Origin of the sequence: Sphingomonas sp. ID1715, from assembly GCF_013044515.1 — a bacterium.
GTDB lineage: Bacteria > Pseudomonadota > Alphaproteobacteria > Sphingomonadales > Sphingomonadaceae > Sphingomonas_B.
The window spans coordinates 317,413-336,069 of record NZ_JABEPR010000002.1 but is presented as its reverse complement, the minus strand read 5'-3'; the positions used below and the strand labels follow the sequence as shown (position 1 = coordinate 336,069).

The following is an 18,657-nucleotide window of genomic DNA, read 5'->3' as shown; positions in this document are numbered from 1 at the left end:
GGCTGGACAAGCCGCGCCGCCTCGCTTCAAATCAGCGCGGAGAGGGGGAGTGTACCCGTGAAGATCAGATTCTGGGGGACGCGCGGATCACTGGCGAAGCCGGGGCCGTCGACTGTCCGCTATGGCGGCAATACGTCGTGTGTCGAGGTGATGTCGAACAGCGGCACGCGCCTGATCATCGATTGCGGCACGGGCGCGCACGAATTGGGCCAGGCGATCCTGCGCGAAGGCGGCAATGCGCGCGGCCATATCCTGATCAGCCATACGCATTGGGATCACATTCAGGGCATCCCGTTCTTCGCGCCCTTGTTCGTGCCGGGGAACAGCTGGGACATTTACGCGCCGCAGGGCTTTGGCGAGTCGCTGAAGGACACGCTGGCCGGGCAGATGGAATATACCTATTTTCCCGTCTCGCCCGACGCGTTCGGGGCAAGCGTGCGCTATCACAATCTCGGCGAAGGCTGTTTCCAGATCGGCGACTTCGCGATCTGCACGCGCTATCTCAACCATCCGGCCTTGACGCTGGCGTTCAAGGTCGACTGCGACGGGGCGAGCTTCGTCTATTCCTGCGACCATGAGCCACACTCGCGCGAGCTGGCGATGGGCGAGGGCATGATCCATGGCGAGGATCTCGCCCATGCCGAGTTCATGGCCGGAGTCGATCTCGTCATTCACGACGCGCAATATTGCGCCGACGAGTATGCGGCCAAGCAGGGCTGGGGCCACAGCACGGTCGAATATGCGGTGACGATCGGGCGCGCATCGGGCGCCGAGAGCCTTGCGCTTACCCATCATGACCCGATGCGCAGCGACGTGCAGATCGACGAGATCGTCGCCCGCCTGCAGGCGCAGATCGGCACCGGCAAGCCGCAGGTTTTCGCCGCCTATGAGGGACTGGAGCTGCAGCTCGGCTCGGCCTCCATCCAGGCCGCCGGTCAGCTGCAGACCAACCTGGGTAGCGCGGTGCGCATCGGCGACTCGCAGGACGAGGCGGTGCTGCTGCTGATCGCGACCGACGCGGACGTCGCCGACCGCATCGGGCGCGCGATCGCGCAGGAGCCGGTGCGGTATTCGGTCGTGCAGACGATCGAGGAGGCGGCCGAGTTCGCCGCCGCTTCGATGCCGTCGCTGGTGCTGGTCGAGGACGGGTTGGCGATGCAGCCCTTCGTGCCCGCGCGGCTGGGTGCGATGGCGGGCGCGGCGGAACTGCCCTTCGTGCTGCTCGGCGGCACCGGGGCGGCCGATCGCGGCTATGCCGATCGGCTGGAAGAGCCCTGGACGGTCGAATATGCCCGGACGCGGGTACGCACCTGGCTGATGCGCGCGGAATGCCACTGGGCGCGCCCGCCGCTACCGGACGACGAGCAGGAGCGGGTAGCCGCGCTGCACCGGTTGAACATCCTCGATACGGCGGCGGAGGAGCGTTTCGACCGGCACACGCGCATTGCCGCCGCCTTGTTCAAGGTGCCGATCGCGCTCGTCAGCCTGGTCGATGCCGATCGGCAATGGTTCAAATCCTGCTTCGGCACCGATGTCTGCGAAAGCTCGCGCGAAACCAGCTTCTGTGCCCACGCGATCGCCAGCAACGAGAACATCCTGGTCGTCCCGGATGCGCTTCAGGACGAACGCTTCCGCGACAACCCGCTCGTGTCCGAGGGGCCGCGCATCCGTTTTTACGCCGGATCGGTGCTGCATTCGCCCGAAGGCAAGAAGATCGGCACGCTGTGCATTCTCGACGTGCGGCCGCGCAACCTGTCGGAGGATGAGCGGCGCCTGCTCACGGATGTGGCGGCCGCCGTGGAGGCCGAACTCTGTACGCCCCAGCTGAAGGCGGCCTAGCCAGGTGAACCTCCACAATCCCCGGCTGCGAAGGCGGACGCGCATGGGCGTGGGCGGCGACAGCGGGCGCACGCTGCTGTGGCGGCTGATCTGGATCTATCAGGGCGGCTGCGCCGCGGCCGTGGTCATCACCCTGACCCTGGTCCTGCTGGGGCTGGAGCTGACCGGCTATCAATGGCTGGTCGTGCTGCTGCTGCTTCCGGCCGCGGTCGCCATCTACAATCTCGCCGACGTCTATGTGCTGCACCGCCACGCGGTGCCGGTCATGACCGCCTCACGGGCCCTGGATCGCGGCGGTGACGCGCCCGAGCCGGTGCTGGCCGAAGGCCTGGTCCGCGCGCTGAACCTGCCTTATCTTTCCTTTCTGCGTGTGACGTTCCTTCACGGGCCACTCGTCACGCTGCTCGTCTATCTCGTGCTCACCTCCGCAAACTGGCTGGTGAGCGCCGGTTACGAGCCATGGCAAGTCCTCGCCTTTTGCGCGATGACGCTGTTCTTCGCGTCGCCCACCCACGCGATCTTCGAATATTTCGCGGTCAGTCGCGCAATGGAGCCGGTGATCGTGCGGCTGAGCGGCGCGTTGGGCGGCACCCTTCCGGGCGATTACCGCGAAGGGTTGATTGCGGTGCGGCTCAAGAGCAAATTGCTCTACCTCGCCATCTTCGTCACCACCCTGCCGCTGATCTTCTTCGCCGCGTCGATGGTGTTCAAGGTGCAGCGCATGTTCGCGCAGGTCGGCGTCACGGCGACCTCCGGCATGATGTGGCCCTTCTACACCTGGATGGTCGGCATCGTGCTGGCCTGCGGCTTGGGTTCGGTGATGATGGCGCTGCTGACCGCGCAGGAGGTGTCGCGCTCGGCGATGCGGCTGATCGACTCGATGCGGCTCGTCGAAAGCGGGCGGCTCGACGATGTCGAGCTGCAGGTCTTCTCGACCGACGAATATGCCGACATCTTCCACGGCTTCCAGCACATGCTGGACTCGCTCCGCGAGGAGCAGCGCATCCTGGCGATCAGCCACGATCTAGCCGGCGAATTGCAGCTCGACCTGCTGATCGCCCGCATCATGCGCGAGACGACCGAGCTACTGAACGCGGAGCGCTCCACACTTTTCCTGCACGATCCAAAGACCGACGAACTCTATTCGATCTTTGCCGAGGGTGACTCGATCACCGAAATCCGGATTCCAGCGTCGCGCGGCATTGCCGGGGCCGTGTTCACCACCGGGCGGGCGGAGAACATCACCGATCCCTATGCCGACGCGCGCTTCGACCAGAGCGTCGACCGAAAGACCGGCTTCCGCACGCGCTCGATCCTCTGCCAGCCGATCATGAACAAGCATGGCGGCCGGATCGGGGTCACCCAGGTGCTGAACAAGAAGGGGGCAGACCGGTTTTCGGACAAGGACGAGGCACGGCTGCGTGCCTTTTCCGCCCAGATCGCCGTCAGCCTGGAGAATGCCAAGCTGTTCGACGACGTGCTGAGCATGAAGAACTATAATGAAAGCATTCTCGAAAGCACGTCGAACGGCTTCATCACGCTCGACGCGGACGGCCGGATCGTCACCGCGAACACCGCGGCGCTGGACCTGCTTGGCGTGAAGAAGAGCCCGACGGGCAAGACGGCCGATGAGGTGTTCGCCGGCCCCAACCATTGGGTGGTCGAAAAGCTCGAGCGCTCTGCCCTTTCCGGCGAGACGCAGCTGGCGGTGGACGCGGAGCTCGTGCGCACCACCGACGTGCCGGCTTCCGTCAACCTATCCGCCGCACCGCTGATCGACGCCAATGAGCAGCGCATCGGCTCGATGCTGGTGATGGAGGACATCACCGCCGAAAAGCGCGTCCGCTCGACCATGGCGCGCTATATGTCGAAGGAAGTGGCCGACCAGCTGCTGCAGGCCGGCGAGGATGTGCTGGGCGGGCGCGACCAGACCGTCTCAATCCTCTTCTCCGACGTGCGCGGTTTCACCACCATCGCCGAGGCGATCGGCGCCCGCGAAACCGTGGCGATGCTGAACGAATATTTCACCGAGATGGTCGACGTGATTCTCGAGACCGGCGGCATTCTCGACAAATATATCGGCGATGCGATGATGGCCTTGTTCGGCGCGCCCTTCGCCGGGCCGAGCGACGCCGACAATGCCCTCGCCGCGGCCAATCGCATGCTGACCTGTCTCGCGGACCTGAACGCCCGTCGCGCGGCCGGCAACAAGCCGCCGCTGCAGGTCGGCGTTGGCATCAGCACAGGCGACGTGATCGTCGGCAATATCGGCTCGTCGAAGCGGATGGAGTACACCGTTATCGGCGATCATGTGAACCTCGCCTCGCGGCTGGAGGGCGCAAACAAATTCTACGGCACCAGCATCCTGATCTCCGAGTTCACGCGAGCGAGCCTGACCCGCCCGGCCCTGACTCGCGAAGTCGACCTGATCCGCGTCAAGGGCAAGGACTTCCCCGTCGCGGTGCATGAATCGCTCGATCATTGCCAGGAGCGGCTAAACGGCGCGCTCGACGAGATGCTCGGCGCCTATGGAGAGGGCCTCGCCGCCTATCGCGAGCGGCATTGGGAGCAGGCGGAAAAAGCATTCGCCGACGCTTGCCGCGCCGCGCCCGGCGACGGTCCTTCGACCATGTACATCGAACGGTGCCGGCAGTTCGCAAAGGCGCCGCCTCCCGCCGATTGGGACGGCGTCTGGTCGCTGGCCGCCAAGTAATGGAGCTGATCGCAGCCGATATCGGCGGCACCCATGCGCGCTTCGCTGTGGCAACGATGACCCCGCGGGGTATCGTGCTCGGACCGGAGACGGTGCTCAAGACTGGCGATTTCGCCGATCTGGCCGGGGCTTGGCGGACGCTGGGGGACATGCTCGAGCGCCCGCTGCCCCGCGCGGCGGCCATCGCCATCGCTGGTCCGGTGACCGGCGACGTCGTGCGGATGACCAACAATGGCTGGGTCCTGGATCGCGACCGGCTCTCGGGAGAACTCGGCGTAGACCGCTTGACGCTCGTCAACGACTTCGCGGCCGTCGCCTATGCGGTGCCGCAGGCCGAACTGCGCCATCTGTGCGGGCCCGAGCGGGCCTTGCCTGATCGCGGCGTGGTGACGGTGGTCGGGCCGGGCACCGGGCTCGGCGTCGCCGTGCTCGTGCGCGGGCCGGAAGGCGATCGGGTTATCGCCACCGAAGGCGGTCATATCGAGTTCGCGCCACTCGACCCCCAGGAGCAGCGCCTGCGGGATGATCTTGCGGCGAGGTTCGGGCGCGTGTCGGTCGAGCGCATCCTGTCGGGCGCCGGGCTCGGCGAGATTTTCCGTGCAACCGCCGGCCGCGAGCCGCCCCAGGCCGCCGAGCTATGGCGGCTCGCGCTGACCGGCGCCGCGCCCTCGGCGGTGTCGGCGCTCGCCATGTTTTGCCGCGTCCTCGGATCCGTCGCCGGTGATCTGGCGCTCGCACAAGGGGGGCAGGGCGTCGTGATCGCCGGCGGCCTTGGCCTGCGCCTGGCCGATTACCTGCCGCAATCCGGTTTTGCCGAGCGCTTCGCCGCCAAGGGCCGGTTCCGCGGCCTGATGGAACAAGTGCCGGTGAAGCTGATCATGCACCCGCAGCCCGGGCTGCTCGGGGCGGCGGCCGCCTTCGCCGCCGAGCACGGCAGATAAAAGAAGGGCCCCGCTCCAGGGGTTGGAAAGCGGGGCCCTATCTCAGGGAGTCGTTCGGCAGCGGGGGGTGAATTCGCTGCGTCGACACAGCTTATCGCTGCAAGCTGTCACCAAATCATGTCGGGCGATGGTTAATATTGTCTCAATCTGTCGTGTCGCTTGGGACGGCCTCCAGCCGCCATTTGGGCGCTTCCGGGTGCGGACGCTGCTGCATCGCGCTGAACTGAATGCCCGGCATTTCGCGCCGGATCAGCGCCTCGCCCTCGCGGATCGTCGGCACCGGATGCTCGGCGATCACTTGGTCGCCGAGTCGGAACACGACGCGGTAGGGCTCCGGCCCTTCAGGAGCCAGCCTGACGCGCCCGATCACCATCTCCGGCGGCTTGATGAAAAAAAGTCCGGTGTCCTCGTCGCTATTCATCGCACCCTCGGTTCGCTGTCACTGGCAAGAATGAGAAAGCGTTGCATGCGTTCCGGCTGCAACCTTGCGGGCGCAGAAGCATTCGACGCCAATGCCTCGCTATTTCATCCATATCTGGAACAGTACCGGATTCGTCCCCGACGAAGAAGGGCAGGAGCTGACAGATGCCGACACAGCCATCGGCGCTGCGCTGGACAGCATCCGTTCGATCGTCAGCGAAGAGGCGCGCAGTGGGCTGATCGAGCTGCGCGGGCGTGCGCGGGTGGAGGACGATCAGGGCCGCACCGTCGCCGAGTTTCCGTTCGGCGAGGCCTTCGACCTGTACGGCGCGGAGGAGCTAAGGTGATCGACCGCCTCCTGGCCAAGCTTCGCCGTCGGGACGAGATTTCCGCCGAAGAGGAGGAGGCCCTGCGCGACGCCGTGACCGAGACGGCGGAGCTGCGGGCGGACGTGACCTTCATCCGCCGCGGCCAGCGGCTGCATCAAAGCACCTTGCTGCTCTCGGGCCTGATGTGCCGGTACAAGGACCTGCGCAACGGCGAACGGCAGGTGACCGAACTGCATGTCGCCGGCGACTTTGCCGACCTGCATTCCTTCACGCTCAAGACGCTGGATCATGAGCTGATGACGCTGACGCCCTGTACGATCGGGCTCGTGCCGCATGAGAAGCTCACCCGCATTACGGAGCGTTTCCCGCACCTGACGCGCGTGCTGTGGTTCCAGACCAATCTCGATGCTGCGATCCACCGCGAATGGGAGGTGTCGCTCGGGCGACGCGATGCTGCCGCGAGGCTGGCGCACTTGTTCTGCGAGTTGCAGGTGCGGCTGGAAATCGTTGGCATGGCCGAGGCGGACGGCTACGATCTTGCACTGACCCAGACCGATCTGTCCGAATGCGTCGGTATCACGCCGGTGCATGTGAACCGCAGCCTCAAGCTGCTCCGCGAAGATGGGCTAGCAGAGTTTCGCGAGCGCCGCGTTACGCTCCTCGATCGTGCCGGGCTGGAACGCGCCGCGGAGTTCGACCCCGGCTACCTCTACCTGGAGCCGCGCCTCGCCTGAACAGCACGCAACTTTCCGGCACCGTCACAATCATATGATAACGCGAGCCCTAAGCGCACCAGCTACCCACCTGATCTGCAAAGCATATTCGCAGGTGGGCCGGGCAAGCTGAAATCGAGCCCGGTTCTCACGATCCAACCGGGGGGTCATGAGCCGTTCTGTTTTCGACTTGATAATCGCCAAGTTCGGGAAGCGTGCCGCATTCGATGAAGCCGACCGCGAGGCGCTTCGGTCTTTGCCGCACCGTCCCGCCAGCTTCGAGCCGCAAGCCTATATCTCGCGCGAGGGCGACCGTCCGCAACAGGTGCACCTGCTGATCTCGGGCTTCGCCTATCGCCAGAAGTCGCTGATCGACGGAGCGCGCCAGATCATCGGCGTCGGCATTTCGGGTGATTTTCTCGACCTCGAATGCGCGCTGCTCGGCCGTGCCGATCACAACATCCAGGCGCTGACACGCTGCCAAGTCGCGGTCATCCCTTGCGCTGCAGTCGACGCACTAATCCTGTCGCATTCGGCACTCGCCCGAGCGATGTGGATCCAGACCCTGATCGATGGATCGCTGTTCCGGGAATGGATCGCCAATGTCGGTCGGCGCGATGCACGCTCCCGGCTCGCGCACCTGCTGTGCGAGTTCGCGCGCCGCCTGGAGCTAGCGGGGATGGCGGGCGAGCTCGCCTATGAGCTGCCGATGACCCAGGAGCAGCTCGCCGACACTCTGGGCCTCACGCCGGTGCATGTGAACCGGGTGCTCAAGCAGCTCGAAACGCAGGGGCTGATCGCGCGCGAGAAGCGCTTCGTGCGCATTCCGGATTGGGAAGCGCTTCGCCGCATCGGCGGCTTCAACGAGACCTATCTGCACTTGCACACGCCCGACGGTCATGCCGAGGGCGCGGTATCCGCCTGAGAGCCTAACCGACGGCGAAGCCGGCGATCTCTCCCGCGACTCGGTCCGGATCCTCCAGGTGCAGCCAATGGGTCGCGTCCAGGATCACGGCCTCGCCTGCATCGCACTGGTCGCGGCTGAGCGCGGCGAGCGCGGTGTCAAGAAACCCATCATCCTGCCCCCACAAGATCTTGGTCGGAACGGCAATGCGGCCGATCGTCTGGCTTGAGCGGGGGAGCGCCCGATAGTAATTCAGCATCGCGGTCAATCGGCCGGGACGTCGCCAGGCCTCTGCGTAACGATCGAGTTCCGCAGGCGTGAAGGTGCCGGGCCGAGCGGATGTCTGCAGGCTGGACCGCAGCGTGGCAAAGTCGAGCGCGCGCAAGGCGGCCTCGGGCAATAGCGGCAGCTGAAACCAGCCGACATAGGAACTGCGCAGCGCCTGGCGCGGGTGCCGCAGCGCGTAGCCGGTCCATACATCGGGATGCGGCGCATCCAGGATGACGAGCCGGTCGAGCCGCTCCGGGTGGCGGGCAGCCACGGCCCAGGCAACCAGCCCGCCCCAGTCATGGCCCACCAATGCGAAGGTGGTGAGGTCGAGCGCGGTGGCCAAGCCGGCAATGTCGTCGGCCAGCACTTCGGTCCGGTAGTTCGTCACTCCGTCTGGCGCGTCGGAGAGGTTATAGCCGCGCATGTCCGGTACGATGACACGCAGGCCGGCTGCGGCGAGCGGATCGATGATCCGTCGCCACGCCCACCAGAATTCCGGAAAGCCGTGCAGCAGCATCACTGTCGGCGCCGAAACCGGCCCCGCCTCGACGACGTGAAGCGCGATGGCGCCGATTGCGACACGGCGTTCGCGCCAACCGGGTTGCAGCAAGCCACTCATCACGCATCAGCGCTTTCCCGCCTTGGCTGTTCCCCTGCGGCCCGGTGCGTGTCAGGAAGGCATCCGATTGTACAACGGGAGAGGCCGCATGCCATTGCGCGTGATCGACGCGGACGAGGTTCGTGCGCGTCTCGGCTTCGACGTGGCGATCCCGCTGGTCCGCGAGGCGATGGTCGCCTTGTCGAGCGGCGGAACTCGCCAATTGCTGCGCAGCATTCTCGATCTGGAGGGCGGGAATGCCTTCGGCGTGATGCCCGGCGCGCTGGGGGAGGCTCCGTTCGGCGCCAAGCTGGTTAGCGTCTTTCCCGGCAATGTCGCCAGGGGCGGTATGTCGCACCAGGGTGTGATCGTGCTCTTCGATCTGGACGGCGCGCCTTATGCGGTGGTCGACGCCGGCGAAGTCACTGCCATCCGGACCGCAGCAGCGTCGGCGGCGGCGACCGACGCGTTGGCCCGTGCCGATGCATCGGAGCTGGCGGTTCTCGGCACCGGCGAGCAGGCGCTGCGGCATGTCGATGCGATCAGGCAGGTGCGCCCAATCGGGTCAGTCCGGATCTGGGGACGTAACCCAAGACGCGCCGCAGCGCTGGCGGAGCGTGTTGGGGGAGAGACCGCCGCCAGCGTCGACGCCGCGACCGAGGGCGCCGACATCATATGCACGGTCACTGCCGCGCCGGAGCCGGTCCTGCACGCCGGCCAGGTGAAGAGCGGCGCGCACATCAATGCGGTCGGCTCCAGCCGCGCCGGCCCGGCGGAGATCGCCAACGAGCTCGTCGTGCGCGTGCGGTTCTTCGCGGACCATCGCGAAGGCGTGCTGGCGCAGGGCGCGGAGTTTCTCAGGGCGAAAGCTGCGGGCCTCGTTACCGACGCGCACATCGTCGGCGAGATCGGCCAGGTCTTTGCCGGCACGATCGTGGGGCGCGGGTCACCCGATGAGGTGACGCTCTACAAGTCGCTCGGCAGCATCGTGCAGGACCTGGCCTGCGCTCAATGGCTGGCGGAGGGCTGAGCCGGCGCGCCTACCGGCCCCGCTTCACCGAACAGCTTGCGCAGGAACACGGTCTCCACTTCGCGCCGCAAGTCATTGTTCGGCTTCTTCAGAAAACCGTGCCCCTCATCGGCGAACAGCACATACCAGGTCTCGTTGCCTTGGGCGCGCAGCTTGGCGACGACCTGATCGGACTCCGATTGAGGCACGCGGGGATCGTTCGCACCCTGCATCACCAGCATCGGCTTGGTGATCCGCGCGACATTCGCGATCGGCGAAATGCGCGCGAACACCTTCTGCATCTTCGGGTCGCGCTCGTCGCCATATTCGGCGCGGCGATTGTCGCGCCGATAGGCTTCGGTGTTCTGGAGGAAGCTGGTCCAGTTGCTGATCCCGTACCGCTCGACGCCGCCGACCAGCCGGTCGGAATAGTGGGTCATGACGGCGAGGCTCATATAGCCGCCATAGGATTGCCCGTAGACGGCGACCTTGGCCGGATCGAGGTCCGGCTGCCTGGCGACCCAGTCGAGCAACGCGCCGATGTCCTTGACGGAGTCTTCCCGCTTCTCGGCATTGTCGAGGTTGAGGTAGCGGCGGCCATAGCCGTCGCTGCCGCGCACGTTCGGCAGGATCACCGTCGCCTTGAGCACATCGGCGAAATATTGCGCGCCATAGTTCCAGACCGGCCGCGTCTGCGCCTCCGGCCCGCCATGAATGTCGATGATGACCGGCGTGCGCGTGCCCGGTGCGACGCCCTTCGGCCGGTACACGAAGGCCGGCACCGACAGGCCATCGAACGATTTGAAGCGGATCAGTTCCGGCTCGGCGAGGCGGCTGGGGTCGAGCTCGCCGAGCTCGGAGTTCGTCCAACGCGTCAGCGCGCCGTTCGCGACATCCCAGCTCCATACGTCGCCGGCCGAGGTGGCCGAGGTGAGGCCGATGGCGAGGCGCTTGCCGTCCGGCGAGAATTTCAGCGCGGTGAGCACCCCGCGCGGCAGATCGGGCTGCGGCAGCACGCGGCCCGTGCCGCGCTCCTGCAGCACGATGCGTGAGAAACCGTCTTCGTTGACGGCATAAGCGAGCAGCCGCCCGTCATCGGACAGATCGAAGCTTTCCACGTCCCATTTGAGACCCAGCGTGAGCACCGTCTGCGCGCCGCTCGCCAGATCGATCTCGACCAGCTGGCGGGTGTCGCTGCCGCGGTCCGAGATGGCGATCAGCCGCTGGCCGCCGGGCAGATAGCGCGGTTCCTGATACACGGCGGTGGGCGCCTTGGGGGCGATCCGCCGCGCGGTGCCGCTGGCGAGGTCCAGTTCGAACACTTGGTCCTCACGGTTGGACAGGCTGCGCACGAAGATCAGCCGTGACTTGTCGGGCGAGATGTCGGCCGGCCCGATCGCTCCGTCCGATTGATAGAGCACACGCGGCGTGCCGCCGGCGCGCGGGTCGACGGCGAGCAGGCTATAGGCGGCCGAGCCTCTGGTCGCCCGTGCCCAGACGAGCAGCGCGCCGTCCTTGCTGAAGACTCCCGACTGGTTGCGCGTCCCGGGCGCGGTCAGCTGGGTGGCGGCTCCGTTCAGACCGCGCGCATAGAGCTGGAACCACTCGTCGCCGCCCGTGTCGCGCGTGAGCACGAAACGGTCGCTGCCGGGGATAACTCTGGCTTCGGCGACGGGTTCGGCCGAGAAGGTGATTTGGGTGCGCGCGGCGCCGGGAGAGGCGACGTGATGGATTTGTTGGGTCGCGCCGAACCGCGTGGCGATCAGCATCGATCCGTCCGGCAGCCAATCCTCGAACTGCGCTGCACGGCTGTTCTGATAGCGCTGGACCGCCTCCCGCACATCGGCGGGGATGGGCGGCACATTCTGCAGGGTCGCGCTACCTTCGCGCCGGACGGCGACTGGCTGCGCGAGTGCCGCTGTGGAGGCGGTGAGGGCGAGTGCAAGGAAAAGGGCTTTGCTCATGCCCCGCAATCACCGTTGCCGCCACTTCAGGTCAAGCAGATTGGTGCCGCGCGGGGCTGGACGCTGGTTAACCCAAGTTTAGGCTTGGCGCTCTATGCCCTTGACCATTCTGTTCGGGGGGAGCGGGTTTGGCATTTTCGCACTGGTTGGACCGGGCCTGGCGAAGTGCGGCATCGACCGATTTGGTCGAGGCGCAGCTGCGTTCGGTCGGCCGTTCCTACCCCATCACCTTTGCCGCCAGCGTCGCGGTGAGTCTCAGCTTCATCTGGGCGATGCGGCAGCTGCCCAACCATCGACTGATCGTCGCGGGCGCGCTGCTGCACCTGCTGGTCAGCTGCGGCGTCCTCACGCGGTGGTTCCTGCGGCGCCGCAACAACTGGCGCGTGGCCGACCCGGCGCGCGAGGCCCAGAGGATCACCATCGAGTCCGCTTGCGTGGCCGCGGGCTGGTTCCTGTTCTTGTCCATCGCCGGGCTGGAAGCGGGGGCGGAGGACCAGGTTCTCGTCACCACGGTGATGGCCGGCGTGATGGCGGTGGGTGCCCTGCGCTATGCACCTGTACCCAGCGCGGGCATCGTCTTCCTGCTGGTCGCCGCAGGCATTGCCGGAGGCTTTTCGGTGCTCTCCGCCATTCCGGGCACCGTCTATTTCTGCCTCGCCGTCTTCGTAGTGATGCTGATCCGCACCGTCGTGGCGCAGGGCGCCGCCCTGCGTTATCAGCACGAAGTCGGCGCCGAGCTTGAGCGTGCGGCAGGCGAGCGGGACCTGCTCGCCAGCAATGCCAAGGTCGCCGCTGCCGAAGCGCAATTGCGTGAGGCGGAGGAGCGCGACCGTCACCGCGACGAGCGCGAGGGCGCGCGCCGCGCCCAGAATGAGCAGATCGCGAACCAGCTGAAGCATTCGATCTTGACCGCCCTCGACGAACTGAGCGGCGGTGCCGGGCAAACCGGCGACAGCGCCCGCGCCTTGGCCGCGCAATCCGCGGAAACCGCAGACCAGATCGTGCGCCTGGCGGCCCGCGTCCGCAGCGCCGATGTCGATGCGGGCAACCTGCTGCGCACGACAGAGGAATTGGGCGCGGCGCTCGCCATGGTCCTGTCCCGCGCCGACGAGCAGCGGCGCACCACGCTGCAGATGCAGCGCCTTGCCGCCGAAGCCGACGAAACGCTCGGCAACTTCGTCGCCGCTGCGTCCAGCATCCACGCGATCGTCGACGCGATTTCCGGGCTCGCCCAACAGACCAATCTGCTCGCGCTGAATGCCGGCATTGAGGCCGCGCGGGCGGGAGATGCCGGGCGCGGCTTCGCCGTCGTCGCCGCGGAGGTCAAGGCGCTCGCCGCTCAGGCCGCCGCCGCGACGGACGACGTGAAGTCCCGCTTCGCCACGCTGTCGACGGCGGTCGGACGGACCTCTGGCATCGTCGACGAGATTCGCGGCAGCTTCGCCTTGCTACAGGAGGTGGCCGAACTGATCTCATCGGCGACCGATCACCAGCGCCAGCTGGTCCACAGCGTTCACGGCTATGCCGATGCGGCAGCCTCGGTCGCCTCAGAACTGCAGACCGGTGCGGCGTCGGCCGAGTCGGCGGCGCAGGGAACCACCAGGCTGATTGCCTCTATCGAGCGGTCGATCGGCGACCTCGCCGCCCATGCGCATCGGCTGCGGGGCGAGGCCGAAACCTTCGTCGCCGAACTGAAGGCTGCGTAAGCGATCACAAACTCTTAGAGTTTCGGGGCTATTTGCGAGCCATGCGCCTGAAGCTCAACGCGCTCGATGGATCGGCGGCCCGGACTGGTGTGGCGGTGCTGGCGCTTGGCGTCGCGCTGCTGGTCTGGCTGTCCGGCATCGGCGCGGCAATTGACCGCGCCGTCGAGCCGCTGCGCTTTTCGCTGTGGCCGCGCAATCCCTCCGGCCAGCTGGTAATCGTCGAGCTCGACGCCGCCAGCGCAGCGGCCATCAAGCGCTGGCCCTGGCCGCGCGACCATTATGCGGCGGCGGTCGACCGTCTGCGAGAAGCCGGTGCGGCGTCGATCGTCTTCGACGTGGACTTCTCGTCGCCCGCGACCGCCGATGGCGATGCCGCGTTCGCCGCGGCGCTGGCCCGTGCCGATGGCTTGGTCGCGCTGCCCACCTTTGCCCAGCAGGCCACTGCGCGCGACCGGAGGAGCATCGATAACTTGCCGCTGCCGGCTTTGCGTGAGCATGTCGCGCTGGCGTCCGTCAGCATCGCGCCCGATCCGGACGGTACCGTCCGCTCGGCGCCGTTCGCAACGATCACCGGTGGCATGCCGCGGCCTTCGCTGTCCGCCTATATCGCCGGCATGTCGGGGCAGGCGGATCGCTCCTTCCCAATCGACTACAGCATCGACGCGCAGCGCATTCCGCGGCTGAGCTTTATCGACGTGCGCAACGGCCGTTTCGATCCGGCGCTCGTGAAGGGGCGCCAGGTGCTGGTCGGGGCCACGGCGATCGAGATGGGCGATCGCTATGCCACGCCGCGTTTCGGCGTGCTGCCCGGCGTTGTCGTGCAGGCGCTTGCCGCCGAGACGTTGATCGCCGGCATGCCCGTCGCCCTGAGCGAACCGCTCGCCCTGGCGCTGGCGCTGCTGCTCGCCCTGCCGGTGCTCCGTTCGACCAGCACGCCGCGCTGTCTCGCCTATGCACTCGCGGCGCCCCTCCTGCTGATATTGGCGGCGATGATGTTGCAAGGCCTGGGGCAGTTGACGCTGCCGATCGGCGGTCCCGTGGCCTTGTTGCTAACTGCTGCCAGCGGACGGCTGGGGCTGCGCATCCGCCAGCGGTTCGAAACCCAGAAGCTCGCCGACGCGCAGACCGATCTGCCCAACCGCACCGCAATGCTGCTTGCGGACAATGGGGATAAGGCAGCGCCGCTCGCCGTGCTGCAGATCACCAATTTCGAAAGCCTACTCGCCGTCCTTGGCGCCGAGGCGGAAGCAAGTCTCGTGCTGCGCATCGCCGAGCGGGCGCGCTTCTTTGCCCAGGAAGGGCAGGTCTATCGGGTAGCCGATCGGCTGCTCGCCTTTCGCCTCTCCGCCGCTGTCGAGGACAGCGAAGCGATGAGCGGGATGCGCACCCTCATGCTGCAGCCGGTCGAGGTGCTGGGCCGGCGCGTCGACGCCGCCATCGCGCTCGGCATAGTCGACGGCGAGGCAGCGACGGGCCTTGCCCAGGCGGCGCTGGCCGCCGAACAAGCCGCTGCGGCAGGCGTATTCTGGCGGCGGTTCGATGGCGACCAGGCAGCGCTCAGCGACCAGGTTTCGCTGATGGGCGAACTCGACAGCGCCATTGCCAGCGGCAGGATCCGCGTCTTCTACCAGCCCAAGATGGCGATCGCATCGGGGCGCATCACCAGCTGCGAGGCGCTTGTTCGCTGGGATCATGAGATCCGCGGCCTCCTCGGTCCCGACCTGTTCATCGGCTTGGCCGAGCAGACGGACCGGATCGCACCCCTGACGCTGTGCGTCATCGAGCAGGTGCTGCACGACCTTGCCCGCTGGCACGCCGCCGGGCTCCAGATCACGGCGGCCGTCAACATTTCGGCGCGGCTGCTGGCGTCGGAAGACTTCAACGATCGGCTGTGCGCGTTGCTGGCCCGCGGCATCGCCCCGTCGACCGCTTTGGTCTTCGAGGTGACCGAGTCCGCGGCTCTGGCCGACTCGGCCGCCGCGGCCGAAACCCTGGTCGGCTATCGCCAGCTCGGCATCGCCATTTCGATCGACGATTACGGCACCGGTCAGTCGACGCTCTCCTATCTGCGCCAGTTGCCCGTGTCCGAGCTCAAGATCGACCGCAGCTTCGTCCAGAACGCCCATTTGGTTGCGAACGATGCGGTGCTGGTCAGGTCGACCGTGCAGATGGCGCATGAGCTGGGGCTGAAGGTAGTTGCCGAAGGGGTCGAGACCGAAGAGTGCCTCGCCTTCCTGCGCGAGATCGGCTGCGATCTGGCGCAGGGCTATCTGATCAGCCGTCCGATCCCGGCCGAGCCATTCCAGGCGCTGCTCGCCGGCGATGGCAGGAGGGCTGCGGCCTAGCCCAGCCGTTCGATCTTCGACTGCAGCTCCGCCATCTGCGCCTTCAGAGTGGCGATCTCATCGTCTTTCGCTTCCGGCGCCGCCTTGAGCTTCGGCTTGAAGGCGCTTGCCGCCGCTTCGAACATCTCCATGTTGCGCCGCGCGATCTCCGCGAACGGTCCGCCGGCAAAAGCGCCTTCCATCGCCTTGTGGAACTGCGCCTGATTCTTGCGGAACGCCTCCATCGACGCTTCCAGATATTGCGGCACCATCGACTGCATGGAGTCGCCGTACATGGAGATCAGCTGGCGCAGGAAGTTGACCGGCAGCATGGTCTGACCGCGCGCTTCTTCGTCCATGATGATCTGGGTGAGCACCGAGCGGGTGATGTCCTCATCCGTGCGCGCGTCGAGCACCTGGAACTCGCGCCCCTCGCGCACCATGGTCGCAAGATGCTCGAGCGTGATGTAGCTCGACGTCTCCGTGTTATAGAGGCGACGGTTCGCGTACTTCTTGATGATGACGACGCCCGAGCCGTCGCGGGGATTCTTGGCCATGGACGCGCCTTCAGCTGAAAGCATGATGCTAGCACCGCCCTATGCCGCAGCGCAACACGGACCGCGCCCGCTGCCCCTGTTCCTCGACCTCGTCGCGTCGCAGACGGAGAGCGATCCGGAGCGCCGCGCGCGGATTCTCGCCGGGCTGCGGGCCTATCAGGACGCGCCGCGTGCTGCGCCAATGCCTGAGATGCCGATCGTCGCCGGCGCCGGCCGCGCCGTGCTGCGCGATTATGGCGGAGAGGGGCCGCCCGCGGTCTTCGTGCCGTCGCTGATCAACCCGCCGATCATCCTCGACCTGACGAAGCAGAACTCGCTGGTGCGCTGGATGGCAGGGCAGGGCGTGCGCCCGCTGCTGGTTGACTGGGGGAGCCCAGATCCTTCCGTCGACATGGAAGACTTGGATGTGGCCGGCCACGTCGCGGAGCTCCTCCTGCCCCTCCTCGATCAGCTCGGCGAACCCGTCCACCTGATCGGCTATTGCCTGGGCGGCACCATGGCTCTCGCCGCGGCCATGCAGGCGCGCCTGCTCAGCCTGACCCTGATCGCCGCGCCCTGGCACTTTGCGGGCTTTGGCGAGCAGGCGCGGGCGGAGATCGGTGCCCTTTGGCGCGCGGCGCATCCCTCGGCAGAGCGTTTGGGGCTGGTGCCGATGGAAGTGCTGCAGACCGGCTTCTGGCGACTCGATCCGGCGCGGACCGTATCCAAATACGAGGCCTTCGCGCGCATGGCTCCGGATAGCGAGCCCGCGCGCAGCTTCGTGGCACTTGAGGACTGGGCGAATGGCGGCGCGCCGCTCACCTATGCAGCGGGCCGCGAGCTGTTCGACCATTTCATCGGCGCCGACGTGACGGGGCAGGGCCGCTGGCGCGTCGGCGAGGCGATCGTCGATCCCGCCGCCTTGCAGGTGCCGACGCTCGAATTCGTGTCGCTCCACGACCGCATCGTGCCCGCGCCCTCGTCCGCGCGGCTGCCGGACCAACGGTTGCTCGGCCTCGGTCATGTCGGGATGATCGTCGGCTCCCGAGCCCGCGAGCAGCTGTGGGAGCCGCTCGCCGCTCATCTTTCGCGGGCGCAGCGAAACTGATAGTCGCGCCGCAATCCCTTCTCGCAGGAGCGCACCCCATGCAGGACATCGTCATCATCGCCGCGAAGCGCACCCCCGTCGGCAGCTTCCTCGGCTCCTATGCGGCCACGCCCGCGCATGAACTTGGCCGCGTCGCGATCGAGGCGGCGCTGGCGCAGGCCGGCGTCAAGGGCGAGGACGTGTCGGAAGTCATTCTCGGTCAGGTGCTGACCGCGGCGCAGGGCCAGAACCCGGCTCGCCAGGCCGCAATGGCGGCGGGCGTGCCGAAGGAAGTGCCCGCCTGGGGCCTCAACCAAGTCTGCGGCTCCGGCCTGCGCGCGGTCGCGACGGCGGCGCAGATGGTCGCGACGGGCGACGCGACCATTGTCGTCGCCGGCGGCCAGGAAAATATGTCGCTGAGCCCGCACGCCCAGCAGCTGCGCGGCGGCACCAAAATGGGCTCGGTCGAACTCGCCGATACGATGATCAAGGACGGCCTGACCGACGTGTTCAACGGCTATCACATGGGGGTGACGGCCGAGAATCTGGCCGAGCGATACCAGATTACGCGCGACGAGCAGGACGCGTTCGCCTGTGCCAGCCAGAACAAGGCCGAGGCCGCACGCGCTGCTGGCCGCTTCGACGACGAGATCGCGCCGGTCACGATCAAGGGCCGCAAGGGCGACACGGTCGTCGACCGCGACGAGTTCATCCGCGAAGGTGTGGTCGTCGCCAGCCTCGCCGGCCTGAAGCCCGCGTTCAAGAAGGAAGGCGGCTCGGTGACTGCCGGCAACGCCTCGGGCCTGAACGACGGGGCGGCGGCGCTGGTCGTCACCACGCGCGAAGAGGCCGAGCGGCGCGGCGCGCCCATTCTCGCCCGCATCGCCAGCTGGGCCTCGGCTGGCGTCGATCCGGCGATCATGGGCATCGGCCCGGTGCCGGCCAGTCAGAAGGCGCTCGAAAAGGCCGGCTGGACCGTCGCCGATCTCGACCTGATCGAGGCCAATGAGGCCTTCGCCGCCCAGGCGCTGGCCGTCGGCAAGGAACTCGGCTGGGACGCCGACAAGGTCAACGTCAATGGCGGCGCGATCTCGATCGGCCACCCGATCGGTGCCTCCGGCGCGCGCATCCTGACGACGCTCATCTACGAGATGCAGAAGCGCGACGCGAAGAAGGGCCTCGCCACGCTCTGCATCGGCGGCGGCATGGGCATCGCCATGTGCCTGGAGCGGTGAGGTAGGGAAGGGCTAAGAATCGCTCCTCCCGAGCGAAGTCGAGGGGCGTGTTCACGGCTTTTGAGCAGC

General features: G+C 67.0%; 15 protein-coding genes. 11 read left to right on the top strand and 4 right to left on the bottom strand.

Going from position 1 to position 18,657, the window contains the following annotated elements:
* Positions 1-57 precede the first annotated feature (57 nt).
* From HJG53_RS06480 to glk, 3 genes are read left to right on the top strand one after another with little or no spacing between them, the layout of a single operon-like run.
* Positions 58-1,839 carry an MBL fold metallo-hydrolase gene (locus HJG53_RS06480; protein WP_171128746.1) on the top strand — a complete coding sequence of 594 codons (1,782 nt, stop codon included), beginning with the start codon at positions 58-60 and terminating at the stop codon, positions 1,837-1,839.
* Between the two features lie 43 nt (positions 1,840-1,882).
* Positions 1,883-4,552 carry an adenylate/guanylate cyclase domain-containing protein gene (locus HJG53_RS06475; protein ID WP_171128744.1) on the top strand — a complete coding sequence of 890 codons (2,670 nt, stop codon included), beginning with the start codon at positions 1,883-1,885 and terminating at the stop codon, positions 4,550-4,552.
* A complete protein-coding gene (gene glk / locus HJG53_RS06470; RefSeq protein ID WP_171128741.1) occupies positions 4,552-5,493 on the top strand; it encodes a glucokinase in 942 nt (313 codons plus the stop codon). The genes HJG53_RS06475 and glk overlap by 1 nt, the downstream gene beginning before the upstream one ends.
* Positions 5,494-5,635: 142 nt before the next feature.
* On the opposite strand, the gene HJG53_RS06465 is transcribed toward glk, so the two are convergent.
* The gene (locus HJG53_RS06465) at positions 5,636-5,914 is read right to left on the bottom strand and encodes a hypothetical protein (protein WP_171128739.1); all 279 of its coding nucleotides are present in this window, start codon (positions 5,912-5,914) and stop codon (positions 5,636-5,638) included.
* A gap of 91 nt (positions 5,915-6,005) precedes the next feature.
* Here HJG53_RS06465 and HJG53_RS18630 point away from each other — a divergent pair, with 91 nt between their 5' ends.
* The 3 genes from HJG53_RS18630 to HJG53_RS06455 all read left to right on the top strand — a co-directional run bounded on the left by HJG53_RS18630 (position 6,006) and on the right by HJG53_RS06455 (position 7,880).
* On the top strand, positions 6,006-6,260 hold the full coding sequence (locus HJG53_RS18630; protein ID WP_254447580.1) for a hypothetical protein: 255 nt from the start codon (positions 6,006-6,008) through the stop codon (positions 6,258-6,260).
* Positions 6,257-6,976 (top strand): Crp/Fnr family transcriptional regulator, encoded by a 720-nt coding sequence (locus tag HJG53_RS06460; protein WP_368039522.1) that lies wholly within the window; start codon positions 6,257-6,259, stop codon positions 6,974-6,976. Before HJG53_RS18630 ends, HJG53_RS06460 begins: the two co-directional genes overlap by 4 nt.
* Before the next feature lie 148 nt (positions 6,977-7,124).
* Positions 7,125-7,880 (top strand): Crp/Fnr family transcriptional regulator, encoded by a 756-nt coding sequence (locus tag HJG53_RS06455; RefSeq protein ID WP_171128735.1) that lies wholly within the window; start codon positions 7,125-7,127, stop codon positions 7,878-7,880.
* A gap of 4 nt (positions 7,881-7,884) precedes the next feature.
* Here HJG53_RS06455 and HJG53_RS06450 read toward each other — a convergent pair whose 3' ends face one another.
* Positions 7,885-8,748, bottom strand: a complete 864-nt coding sequence (locus tag HJG53_RS06450) for an alpha/beta fold hydrolase (protein WP_171128733.1) — start codon at positions 8,746-8,748, stop codon at positions 7,885-7,887.
* An 88-nt stretch (positions 8,749-8,836) separates the two neighbouring features.
* Here HJG53_RS06450 and HJG53_RS06445 point away from each other — a divergent pair, with 88 nt between their 5' ends.
* Positions 8,837-9,757 carry an ornithine cyclodeaminase family protein gene (locus tag HJG53_RS06445; RefSeq protein ID WP_254447579.1) on the top strand — a complete coding sequence of 307 codons (921 nt, stop codon included), beginning with the start codon at positions 8,837-8,839 and terminating at the stop codon, positions 9,755-9,757.
* On the opposite strand, the gene HJG53_RS06440 is transcribed toward HJG53_RS06445, so the two are convergent.
* On the bottom strand, positions 9,736-11,700 hold the full coding sequence (locus HJG53_RS06440; protein ID WP_171128731.1) for a S9 family peptidase: 1,965 nt from the start codon (positions 11,698-11,700) through the stop codon (positions 9,736-9,738). The genes HJG53_RS06445 and HJG53_RS06440 overlap by 22 nt on opposite strands.
* Positions 11,701-11,828: 128 nt before the next feature.
* Here HJG53_RS06440 and HJG53_RS06435 point away from each other — a divergent pair, with 128 nt between their 5' ends.
* On the top strand, positions 11,829-13,406 hold the full coding sequence (locus tag HJG53_RS06435; protein WP_171128730.1) for a methyl-accepting chemotaxis protein: 1,578 nt from the start codon (positions 11,829-11,831) through the stop codon (positions 13,404-13,406).
* Between the two features lie 41 nt (positions 13,407-13,447).
* The gene (locus HJG53_RS06430; RefSeq protein ID WP_171128728.1) at positions 13,448-15,751 is read left to right on the top strand and encodes an EAL domain-containing protein; all 2,304 of its coding nucleotides are present in this window, start codon (positions 13,448-13,450) and stop codon (positions 15,749-15,751) included.
* Here the strand turns inward: HJG53_RS06430 and phaR are convergent.
* The gene (phaR, locus tag HJG53_RS06425; protein ID WP_171128726.1) at positions 15,748-16,287 is read right to left on the bottom strand and encodes a polyhydroxyalkanoate synthesis repressor PhaR; all 540 of its coding nucleotides are present in this window, start codon (positions 16,285-16,287) and stop codon (positions 15,748-15,750) included. The genes HJG53_RS06430 and phaR overlap by 4 nt on opposite strands.
* Positions 16,288-16,309: 22 nt before the next feature.
* Here phaR and HJG53_RS06420 point away from each other — a divergent pair, with 22 nt between their 5' ends.
* Entirely contained in the window at positions 16,310-17,374 is a 1,065-nt protein-coding gene (locus HJG53_RS06420; protein ID WP_254447578.1) for an alpha/beta fold hydrolase, read from the top strand.
* A gap of 38 nt (positions 17,375-17,412) precedes the next feature.
* Entirely contained in the window at positions 17,413-18,588 is a 1,176-nt protein-coding gene (locus tag HJG53_RS06415; protein WP_171128721.1) for an acetyl-CoA C-acetyltransferase, read from the top strand.
* Positions 18,589-18,657 lie beyond the last annotated feature (69 nt).

Excerpts from the sequence above, each read along its gene's own strand:
- HJG53_RS06475 (WP_171128744.1), top strand. The coding sequence starts at position 1,883 with ATGGGCGTGGGCGGCGACAGCGGGCGCACGCTGCTGTGGCGGCTGATC.
- glk (WP_171128741.1), top strand. The coding sequence starts at position 4,552 with ATGGAGCTGATCGCAGCCGATATCGGCGGCACCCATGCGCGCTTCGCT.
- HJG53_RS06465 (WP_171128739.1), bottom strand. The coding sequence starts at position 5,914 with ATGAATAGCGACGAGGACACCGGACTTTTTTTCATCAAGCCGCCGGAG.
- HJG53_RS18630 (WP_254447580.1), top strand. The coding sequence starts at position 6,006 with ATGCCTCGCTATTTCATCCATATCTGGAACAGTACCGGATTCGTCCCC.
- HJG53_RS06455 (WP_171128735.1), top strand. The coding sequence starts at position 7,125 with ATGAGCCGTTCTGTTTTCGACTTGATAATCGCCAAGTTCGGGAAGCGT.
- HJG53_RS06450 (WP_171128733.1), bottom strand. The coding sequence starts at position 8,748 with ATGAGTGGCTTGCTGCAACCCGGTTGGCGCGAACGCCGTGTCGCAATC.
- HJG53_RS06445 (WP_254447579.1), top strand. The coding sequence starts at position 8,837 with ATGCCATTGCGCGTGATCGACGCGGACGAGGTTCGTGCGCGTCTCGGC.
- HJG53_RS06440 (WP_171128731.1), bottom strand. The coding sequence starts at position 11,700 with ATGAGCAAAGCCCTTTTCCTTGCACTCGCCCTCACCGCCTCCACAGCG.
- HJG53_RS06430 (WP_171128728.1), top strand. The coding sequence starts at position 13,448 with ATGCGCCTGAAGCTCAACGCGCTCGATGGATCGGCGGCCCGGACTGGT.
- phaR (WP_171128726.1), bottom strand. The coding sequence starts at position 16,287 with ATGGCCAAGAATCCCCGCGACGGCTCGGGCGTCGTCATCATCAAGAAG.
- HJG53_RS06420 (WP_254447578.1), top strand. The coding sequence starts at position 16,310 with ATGATGCTAGCACCGCCCTATGCCGCAGCGCAACACGGACCGCGCCCG.
- HJG53_RS06415 (WP_171128721.1), top strand. The coding sequence starts at position 17,413 with ATGCAGGACATCGTCATCATCGCCGCGAAGCGCACCCCCGTCGGCAGC.